The sequence below is a fragment of the Kitasatospora sp. NPDC058406 genome (assembly GCF_042722765.1).
Taxonomy (GTDB): domain Bacteria; phylum Actinomycetota; class Actinomycetes; order Streptomycetales; family Streptomycetaceae; genus Kitasatospora.
Window position 1 is genome coordinate 8346 of sequence record NZ_JBHXKE010000207.1, and the last position, 9182, is coordinate 17527.

General features: G+C 74.0%; 6 protein-coding genes and 1 tRNA gene. 4 read left to right on the forward strand and 3 right to left on the reverse strand.

What is annotated here, in order from left to right; translation table 11 throughout:
* Positions 1 to 55: 55 nt before the first annotated feature.
* A complete protein-coding gene (locus ACFWOG_RS31060) occupies positions 56 to 1027 on the reverse strand; it encodes a sigma-70 family RNA polymerase sigma factor (protein WP_329883324.1) in 972 nt (323 codons plus the stop codon).
* 442 nt (positions 1028 to 1469) lie between these two features.
* Between ACFWOG_RS31060 and ACFWOG_RS31065 the strand changes: the two genes are divergently transcribed.
* Entirely contained in the window at positions 1470 to 2270 is an 801-nt protein-coding gene (locus ACFWOG_RS31065; RefSeq protein WP_329883323.1) for a phosphatase PAP2 family protein, read from the forward strand.
* Between the two features lie 270 nt (positions 2271 to 2540).
* On the opposite strand, the gene ACFWOG_RS31070 is transcribed toward ACFWOG_RS31065, so the two are convergent.
* Positions 2541 to 2613: transfer RNA gene (locus ACFWOG_RS31070), tRNA-Arg, on the reverse strand.
* Positions 2614 to 2860: 247 nt separating this feature from the next.
* On the opposite strand from ACFWOG_RS31070, the gene ACFWOG_RS31075 reads away from it, so the two are divergent.
* Both ACFWOG_RS31075 and ACFWOG_RS31080 read left to right on the forward strand, forming a co-directional pair.
* A complete protein-coding gene (locus tag ACFWOG_RS31075; protein ID WP_329952984.1) occupies positions 2861 to 4405 on the forward strand; it encodes a glycosyltransferase family 39 protein in 1545 nt (514 codons plus the stop codon).
* A 220-nt stretch (positions 4406 to 4625) separates the two neighbouring features.
* Positions 4626 to 5540 (forward strand): YhjD/YihY/BrkB family envelope integrity protein, encoded by a 915-nt coding sequence (locus ACFWOG_RS31080; protein ID WP_329883321.1) that lies wholly within the window; start codon positions 4626 to 4628, stop codon positions 5538 to 5540.
* Positions 5541 to 5584: 44 nt separating this feature from the next.
* Here the strand turns inward: ACFWOG_RS31080 and ACFWOG_RS31085 are convergent, their stop codons facing one another.
* Positions 5585 to 7975, reverse strand: a complete 2391-nt coding sequence (locus ACFWOG_RS31085) for a hypothetical protein (RefSeq protein ID WP_380362316.1) — start codon at positions 7973 to 7975, stop codon at positions 5585 to 5587.
* A gap of 299 nt (positions 7976 to 8274) precedes the next feature.
* Here ACFWOG_RS31085 and ACFWOG_RS31090 point away from each other — a divergent pair, with 299 nt between their 5' ends.
* A complete protein-coding gene (locus ACFWOG_RS31090; RefSeq protein WP_329883319.1) occupies positions 8275 to 9030 on the forward strand; it encodes a GPP34 family phosphoprotein in 756 nt (251 codons plus the stop codon).
* Positions 9031 to 9182: the final 152 nt, after the last annotated feature.

Below are 9182 nucleotides of genomic sequence, written 5' to 3' on the forward strand. Positions count from 1 at the left end.
GTGCGGAGCGCTCCGCACCGGGCCCACCACGCCCCGTTCTCCCGACCGTCGGCCGTCACGCCGCCTCGAAGCCCGCGTGGTCGGCGATCTTCTTCAGCTCGGCCAGCGCGTGCTTCTCGATCTGGCGAATCCGCTCCCGGGTCAGGCCGTGCTGCTTGCCCACCTCGGTCAGAGTGCGCTCGCGGCCGTCCTCCATCCCGTACCGCGACCGGATGATCGAGGCCGTGCGGTCGTCCAACCGCCCGATCAGGTCGTCCAGCTCCTCGCGGCGGAGCATGACCATCACGGCATCCTCCGGCGAGGTCGCCCCGGTGTCCTCGACGAGGTCGCCGAACTGCGTCTCGCCCTCGTCGTCGACCGACATGTTCAGACTGACCGGGTCACGTGCCCAGTCCAGCACGTCCTTGATCCGGGCCTCGGTGGTGTCCAGCTCGGCCGCGATCTCGGACGGGTCGGCCTCCCGGCCCAGCTCCTTGGACTTCTCCCGCTGCACCCGCCGGATCCGGCCCAGCTCCTCCACCAGGTGGACGGGAAGCCGGATCGTGCGCGACTGGTCGGCGATCGACCGGGTGATCGCCTGCCGGATCCACCACGTGGCGTAGGTGGAGAACTTGAAGCCCTTGGCGTAGTCGAACTTCTCGACCGCCCTCACCAGGCCCGCGTTGCCCTCCTGGATGAGGTCCAGGAGCGGCAGGCCGCTGCGCGGGTAGCGCCGGGCGACGGCCACCACGAGACGGAGGTTGGACCGGATGAAGACGTCCTTGGCGCGCTCGGCGTCCTCGGCTATCGCCTCCAGCTCGTCGCGCTGCACGCTCGCGGGGAGCTCGTCCTCCTCCAGCAGGTGCTGGGCGTACACACCGGCCTCGATCCGCAGTGAGAGCTCGACCTCCTCGGCGGCATCGAGCAGGGGCGTCCTGGCGATCTCGTCGAGGTACATGCCGACCAGGTCACGGTCGGCCTCGAAGTTGGTCGGGCGGGCCGCGCGAGTCCGGTCGGCCCTGTCGCGAACGACGGCACGGGTGGCCATGCTTGTGCTCCCTTTGCTGGTGTTGCCGAGGTCTGCCTGCCTGCCCGGAGCGGGCAAGAAGCGGGGGCCCCCGCGGGGCCTCACACGTAACGATCCAACGAACAGATTCCGGACAACATTCCCAAGTCGCTCAGATTCTTCCGGCGATGCAGTATCCTGCCGGATTTCACCGCGATCCTGGACGGAGGGTGACCGCTCGGACACCTGAGATGCCGGCTCCGAAGCCGGGCCGGCCCGGGGCGGACGGCGGGTCGACGCCCTCGCCGCGACCCGCGGCGCACTCCCGCGCACCGCCCCTCTTCTCGTGAACCCCCGGGCCGGCGCCCGCGTTCCCCACGGGCCGCGCCCGCCCCCGGGCGCACGCAGGTCCTCCGCACAAAAGATGCCAAATCGCTATCGGTCCAGCGCTCGATCGGCACGACCGGCTGGGAAGGTGTCAGCCATGCACCTGACCAACAGCTCGCCCACCATCACCCCGCGTGATCGCCACCTGCTTCGGCACGCGGCTCTCGCGGTCGGCTGTGCCGCGCTGTTCGCCGTGCTGGCGGCCCTGGTGCAGACGGCCTGGCGCCCGCTCGCCCGCTTCGACCACGCGTCGGTCGGCGACCTGCACCACTACGCCACGGAGCACACCGTGTGGACCGCCGCGGTGCAGATGTTCTCCAACATCGGCGGCACCGTCACCATGCGGACGGTGCTCGGCCTGGTCGCGGTCTGGCTCTGGCTGATCGGCGCACGGGTGCTGGCCGGCTGGGTGGCGGCGCAGACCCTGATCGGCTGGGGCGGCCTGTGGGTCCTGAAGCTCTCGTTCGGCCGCGAGCGGCCCACGTTCCCCGAGCCGGTCTCGCACGCCGGTGGCCCGGCCCTCCCCTCCGGCCACGCGATGGCCTCCGCGATCACCTGTGCCGTCCTGGTCGGCCTGCTCTGGCCCCGGGTCCGCCGATCCGGCCGGATCGCCGCCTGCTCGGTCGCCGCCCTCACCGTGCTGGCGGTCGGCTTCACCAGGGTCGCCCTCGGCGTCCACTGGCCCAGCGACGTCCTCGCCGGCTGGCTCGCCGCCGGTATCGTCCTCGGCGCCGTGACGGTCGTCATCGAGCTGTCGCGTCCCGGCGCGCTGGCCCGCGACGTCCGACGGGTGGACTGGCGCACCCGCCCCCGGGTCCAGCGCGTCCTCGTCTCTCCCACCGGCCTGCCCGACGACGCCGCGGAACCCAGCGGTCACCCCGACGAACTGATCCGCTGACACGCCCCTCGGAGCCACCTCCGCCGGCACACTCCGCCCGCTCCCGGCACGGATCTGGCCGGGCCGGGTCGGGCTCCGGGCGCTCTGCGTCGGTCGGCGCCCAAATCCCTGCCTGCCGGACCGTGGTGGCGGGGACCGACCGTGTCCGATCCGGGCCGGGCCGAGCACAGGCAACGCTGAGCGGCCGGTGACACGTGACGACGAAGGGCCGGCTCCGAGGATCCCCTCGTGAACCGGCCCTTCTCACGTCATCCGCCGTGATCGGCGCTGTGCCCCAGGCAGGATTCGAACCTGCGACACCGGCTTTAGGAGAGCCGTGCTCTATCCCCTGAGCTACTGAGGCGGGGATGACCGCTGACAGCCTAGCGGATCGGCGGAGGGAGGGGTGGCGGTACGAGGCGGGCGGCCGGACCGACGGGGAGTCAGCTCCGCCGGGAGGACGGAGCCCGGGTGCGGAGCGGGGGCCACCGGTGATCACCCCCCGAGCTGATCACTCCGCAGGGGCGGCGGATAGCCTGGGTGAACAAACGTGCCGGTGGGGGCATTGGCGTCCACCGGGGAGGACCACAGCGAGGACGGGGCGCGCCAGCATGACGTCGGGGGACCAACAACGGTACCGGCCCGCCGTTCTTCGGCTGCTGCAGACGGTGTGGCTCTGGCCGGCGCTGATCATGCTGGTCGTGGGCGGGTACCGGCTCGGCACGCCCGACCTCTGGCGGGACGAGGTGGCGAGCTGGACGGCGGCCACCCGCCCGCTCGGGGACCTGCTGCGGATGCTGCAGCACGTCGATGCCAGCAACGGCACCTACTACGTGCTCCTCCACGGCTGGACGGCGGTGTTCGGCGACTCGGTGATCTCCCTGCGGCTGCCGTCGGTGCTGGCCATGGCCGGTGCGGCCGGGTTCGTGGCGCTCACCGCCGAGCGGCTGTTCGGCGGCCGGGTCGCGGGGATGTCCGCCGGGGCGCTCTTCGCGGTCGTGCCACTGGTCTCCCGGTACGCGCAGGAGGCCCGCTCCTACGCGCTGGTGACCTGTGCGGTCGCGGCCGCGACCTGGTTCCTGCTCCGGGCGCTGGACGAACCGACGCTGCGGCGGTGGGCGCCGTACTGCGTGGCGATGGCGGTCGCGGGGGCGGGACACCTGGTCTCGCTGAGCACCCTGGTCGGACAACTCGCCCTGGTGACGCCGTACCTGGTCCGCCGCGGCGCGGCGCGGCGACGGCTGCTGTGGCGGCTCCCCCTGGCGGTGGCCGTCGCGGCGCTGGCCGCGCTGCCGGTGGCGGTGCTGGGCAACCGGCAGTCCGGGCGCCAGTTGGGCTGGCTCGCCCGACCGAGCCTGGACCAGCTGTGGCACTTCGGCGAGCCGCTCTTCGGTTCGGCCCGGGTGTTCCACGTCTTCGTGGTGCTCGGGCTGCTGGCCCTGGCCCTGCCCGGACGGCGGCGGCCCGCGGTCCAGCTGCTGCTGCTCGCGGTGCTGCCGGTGCTGGCGGTCTGGGTGATGTCGCGCGGCTCGACCTCGTACTTCCTCGACCGGTACCTGCTGTTCACGGTGCCCGCCTGGGCGGCGCTGGCCGGCGGCGGGATCCGCGCCGTGTACGGCGCGGTGGTGGCGGTCGCCCGGCGGACCCGGACGCCCCGGGAGCTGCGGGTGGCGGGGCTGCTGCTGGCGCTCGGGCTGGTCGCGACGGCGGGAGTGGTGGCCCTGCCCCGGCAGTCGCTGGTCCGCTACCAGGGTTCGCACTCGCAGTCGAAGGAGCCGTACCAGGCGGCGGCCGGGCTGATAGCCGCCGGCTACCGTCCCGGTGACGGGCTGGTCGTGCCGCTCGGCGACCAGGCCTGGTCGATGGTGGGACCGGGTGTCTCCTACTACCTGCCGGACCGGGTGCAGCCGTACCCGGTGTTCGTCGAACGCAGTGCCGCCCAGGCCGAGGACCTCTTCCCGGTGGCGTGCCCGCGGCCCGCCGACTGCACGGGGCCCGGGCGGCGGGCCTGGCTGCTGGTGCTCGGGGACACCGCCGATCCGCTGGCCGTGCTGCCCGGCGACCAGGTGGCGGCCCTGCGCGAACGGTACGGCCCGCCGGACCGGGTGACGCCGCTCGGCGGGGTGACCCTGGCCCTGCTGGACGGCACGCGCTGACGCCGTAGCGCCGCTCGTACCCTCCGGAGCGCGGTCAGCGGTCACTCCTCGCCCGCCTCGCACGTCCCTCCCTCCCCCGGGCACGTCGCGGCCGGATGTTCCGGGCCACGCCGCCACGCCGCCGTGCCGCCCGCGCGCCGTGCCCCCGTCGCCCCCGGATGCGCGCTCCCGGAGGGCGGGCGACCATGGTGCGCAGTGACCAGGTCGGGAGGACGGGCCCGTGAGCGAGCAGCCGACCGGCCGGAGGACCCGGCGGAAGGCCCGGCGGAGGGCGCGGTGGAGGACGCGGTCGGCCGAGCTGACCGGATACGCGCGCGGACTGCCCGAGCACGTGCCGATGGTGGGCCGGGCCCTGCACCATCTGATCCGGGTCAACCTGCTGGACTGCGCGACCCGGCTGGCCGCCCAGGCGTTCCTGAGCGCACTGCCGGCACTGTTCGTGGTGGCGGTCTTCACCCCGGCGGCGATCCGGGAGGGCGTGGTGCGGTCGCTGCGCAAGGAGCTGGGTCTGGAGGGCGACGCGGCGCAGTCGGTGCAGCAGTTGCTCGGGACCGGCCACGAGCAGGACACCGGGTTCGGACTGCTCGGCGCGCTGGTGACGCTGTTGTCGGCGACGGCGCTGAGCCGGGCGATGCAGCGGGTCTGCGAGCGCTGCTGGGAACTGCCGAAGTCGGGGACGAGGGTGGCGGCCTGGCGCTGGCTGGTCTGGCTGGCGGTCTGGCTGGTCACCCTGGTGCTGCAGACGCCGGTCCGGGACGGCTTCGGGTTGGGGGCCTGGCTGGGGATCCCGCTGACGTTCCTGGACGGGACGGCGATCTGGTGGTGGACGCAGCACCTGCTGCTGGGCGCCCGGGTGCGCTGGCTGCCGCTGCTGCCGGGGGCGCTGCTCTGCGGGACGGTGGTGGTGGGCCTCGGGGTGGCCTCGCGCGTCTACCTGCCGGGCGCGATGGCTCGCAGCATCGGCCAGTTCGGGCCGTACGGGGTGGTCTTCACCGGGCTGTCCTGGCTGATCGTCATGTTCGCCGGGCTGACGCTGTCGATCGCGCTGGGCCGGGTGGTGTCCGAGGAGGAGTCGGTCGCGGGGCTGTTGGGTTCGCGGACCGAACCCGGCCGCTGGGGCGGCGCACGGTTCTGAGCCCCGGGCGGAGCGGGTGCCTGCCGCTCCGCCCGGGGTGTCGCTCAGAGGGCGCGGGTGAGCCGGGAGGCGATGGACGGCGGGTTCAGGTCGGACTGGAGCACGGCCGGGACCTCGATCCGGTTGTCGCCCTCGCCCGAGCGCAGCACGCCGACCTTGTCGCCCGCCCTGGCGGTGTGGCCGACCTTCACCGGGTCCAGCACGAGGGTCGCGGTGATGCCGGGGAATCCGGCCACGGTGAGGTCCTTGCCCGCGACGACCGGGACGGTGCCGCCGAGCCCGTCCTCGACCCGGCCGACCACCTCGCCCTGCTTGGCGAGGCTCTGTCCGGTCAGCCCGTTCTGGGCGGCCTGGATCTGCTTGGCGCTGACGTTCTGGACCATCTTGAGGATGCTGGGCTCGGCGGTGGTCGCCGGCTGGCCGAGGGTGACGCCGAGGATCAGCCGGCGCACCCCGCCGACCTCCTTGTAGGCGGCCCACATCAGGCAGCCGCCGGCCGGGGTGCTGGAGCCGGTCTTGACCCCGATGATGCCGTTCTTGGGGGAGATCAGGGTGTTGGTGTTGGAGATCTTCTGGTTGTTGAAGGTGGTGTCCGGGGTCGAGACGATCTGCCGGAAGATCTCGTCCTGCATGACCTGGCCGGCCAGCTTCAGCTGGTCCTTGGCGGTGCTCTTGGTGTCCGGGCTGAATCCGGCCGGGTCGGTGTAGGTCGTGTTGGTCATGCCGAACCTGGCGGCGGTGTCGTTCATCTTCCTGACGAAAGCCTCCTCCGAACCGGCGTCCCAGCGGGCCAGCAGCCGGGCCACGTTGTTGGCCGACGGCAGCATCAGCAGTTCCAGGGCCTGGTACTGGCTGATCTGCTGGCCCTCGACCAGGGTGGCGCGGGACTCGTCGACGTTGCCGGACTCCTGGGCCGCCTGCTTGTCGACGGTGATCTTCGGCCCGCTCTCGCCCTTCTTGAGCGGGTGCGACTGGAGGATCAGGTAGGCGTTCATGACCTTGGTGACGCTGGCGATCGAGGCGGGCGTCTCCTGACCGGAGCTGCCCAGGCTGCCGACGCCGACCACCTCGGCGGCCGACTGGCCCTTGGCCGGCCAGGCCAGGTCGAGCGGGTCACCGGCGAAGGTGAAGCCGCCCGGGGCGGTGAGCCGCACCTTGCCGTCCGGCAGCGGGCGGAGCAGCTGGGCGGTCACCGCCGCGCCGAGGACGACGGCCAGGAACAGGGTCCAGATGGTGATCCGCTTGAGGGCGCGGCGCAGCGGGGAGACCGGGCGGGCGCTGAGTGCGGCCAGGACCTCCATCGCCTCGGAGGTCGACTCCGGGGACGGCTCCGGGGCGGGAACGGGTTCCGGGGCGGGGAGCGGTTCGGGCTTCGGCAGCGGCGGCGCGGGCGGCACCGGCCGGCGGTCGGGGGTGGGCAGCGGTTCGGGGGCCGGGGTGGGCCCGGGCTCCGGGGCGGGGGGTACGGGTGCGGGCCGGGGCAGCGGTTCCGGGTCGGGGGTCGGCTCGGGCTCGGGCAGCGGGCGCGGCGCCGGCGGCGCGGGGACGGTGCCCGCACCGGGGGCCGCGGGGGCGCGGAAGGCCCGAAGGGCCCGGGTCCGCTCCGCGTGGTCCGGCTTCTCGAACTTCTCCGTCTGCTCCGTCTGCTCCGTCTGCTCGGGCCGGTCCGTCCGCTCGGGCCTGCCGGTGTCCGGGGCGGCTCCGGCGGCGGCGCCCCCGGTGGGTCCGGCGGTCGAGGAGTCGGCGGTCGCGGCCCCGGCGGCACCCCCGCCGTCTGTCCGCATGGCGAGACGGGGGTCGGCGGCGGCCGGGCGCTTCGCCGACCCGTCCCCGCCCCGCACGCCACCGGTCCCGAGGGGTTCCACCAGCTCCTCCGGCAGGCGCAACGCGGTCGTGGCCTCGTCGGCGGGGAGCCGCAGGGCGGTGGTCGCATCTTCGGCGGGGAGCCGCAGGGCGGTGGTCGCGTCGTCGGCGGGCAGTCGCAGGGAGGTGGTCGCCTTGTCCGACGGCAAGCGCAGCATCGTCGTCCGGATGTCCGCATCCCGGACACGGAGGTGGGCGGTGGTGCCGCCCCGGGGCGCGCCCGACGCGCTGGAGGCGGTGGCACCGGAGCGCTCCGCACCGGCCGACCCGGCCTCGGACCCGGCCTCCGACCCGGTCTCGGAAGCCGGCCCGGGCTCGGAAGCGGTCACGGCGTCGGAGCCGGACGCGGACTCGGATCCCGACGCGGATCCCGACGCGGATCCGGACGCGGTCGCGGGCTCGCCGGACTCGGGTGCGGAGCCGGCCGCGGCCGACCCGGCGGCGGCGCCTCCGCCGGCACCGACCGCCTCCGCGGCAACCTCCTCGGAGGCCGCGGCGGCAGCGGTCCGTTCCCCGTCCCGCTCCCGCGCCCGCTCGCCGTCCCGCAGCACCCTGTCGGGGGACTCGCCCACGTAACCCAGCCTCCTCAACGCCCGGCGGGGCACCGGCAGACCCGATTTCGGGAAGCCGGTACCCCGCCCCGTGTACCTGTACAGTCTCCGCCACCCGCGACCGTTTGCGGTCGCCCACACCCCGCCCGACCGGCGGTTATTGCCGTGGCGCGGCCGCACTGCGGCCTGTTCAACGGTCAGACGCCGGGCCCGCCACGGCCGGTTCCCCCGCTCGATCGCAAGGTCACGATTCGGAGGCGTACTCGACAAGCCCGTGTGAGAGGCGTCACGCTGTTTCCCATCCACGCGGGGAGGCTTGGATGGGCAAGAGCCGCAGAACTATTCCCGAGGAACTCTTGCTGCTCGCTTTGGACCCGGCCACGGGCACCACTGCGCAGCCGCAGACCCTCGACCTCGGACTCGCCGGGGCCCAGCTCGTCGAGCTGTCCCTGGCCGGACGGATCGTTCCGGAGGGAGACCGCATCGCCGTGGTACTGCCACGGCCCACCGGTGACCCGACACTCGACCACGCGCTGGAGCTGTTGCGGCGACGTGGCAGTCCGGTCCGCGCCGCGCACTGGATCGGCGGGCCCCGACTGGGGCTCCGGCAGACCTATCTGGCGCACCTCGAACGGTGCGGCATGGTCACGGCCGTGCCGGGCCAGGTGTGCGGGGTGCTGCCGACGACGCGCTATCAGGCGTCCGACGACTGCACCAACGCTGCGATCAAGCAGCGGTTGGACACCGCGATCCGCACCGGCGTGCCGCCGGACCCGCGGACCGCGGCGCTCGCCGCGCTGGCGCACTCGGTGGGGCTGGGCAAGCACCTCTACCCGGGCAACGAGGGCCGGTCGTCACGGTCCCGGCTGCGCGACCTGATCCGGTACGACCCGCTGGGCGGGATGGTCGCGCACGCCGTGATGGACGTGCAGAACGGCCTGCCGAGCCAGCAGAACCGTTCCGCCCAGAGCGGCGGCGCGGCCCCGGCCGCGAGCAACGGCCGTCCGGCCCCACGCTCGGCGCCCGCACGCGGGTCCGGCGGACGGGTCGCGGCCCCTCGCGTCGGCGTCCGCTGACCCGACGGGGCAGGTCCGGCCGGCCGGGTAGGACCGGTTGCCGGACCGGCACGCGAACCACCCGCGCGCAGGGAACTCACCGGCGCGCAGAGCGGCGCTCGCCGCATCGCTCGCGCCGCACGGCGGCGCCGAGCAACCAGCAGTGAGAAGGG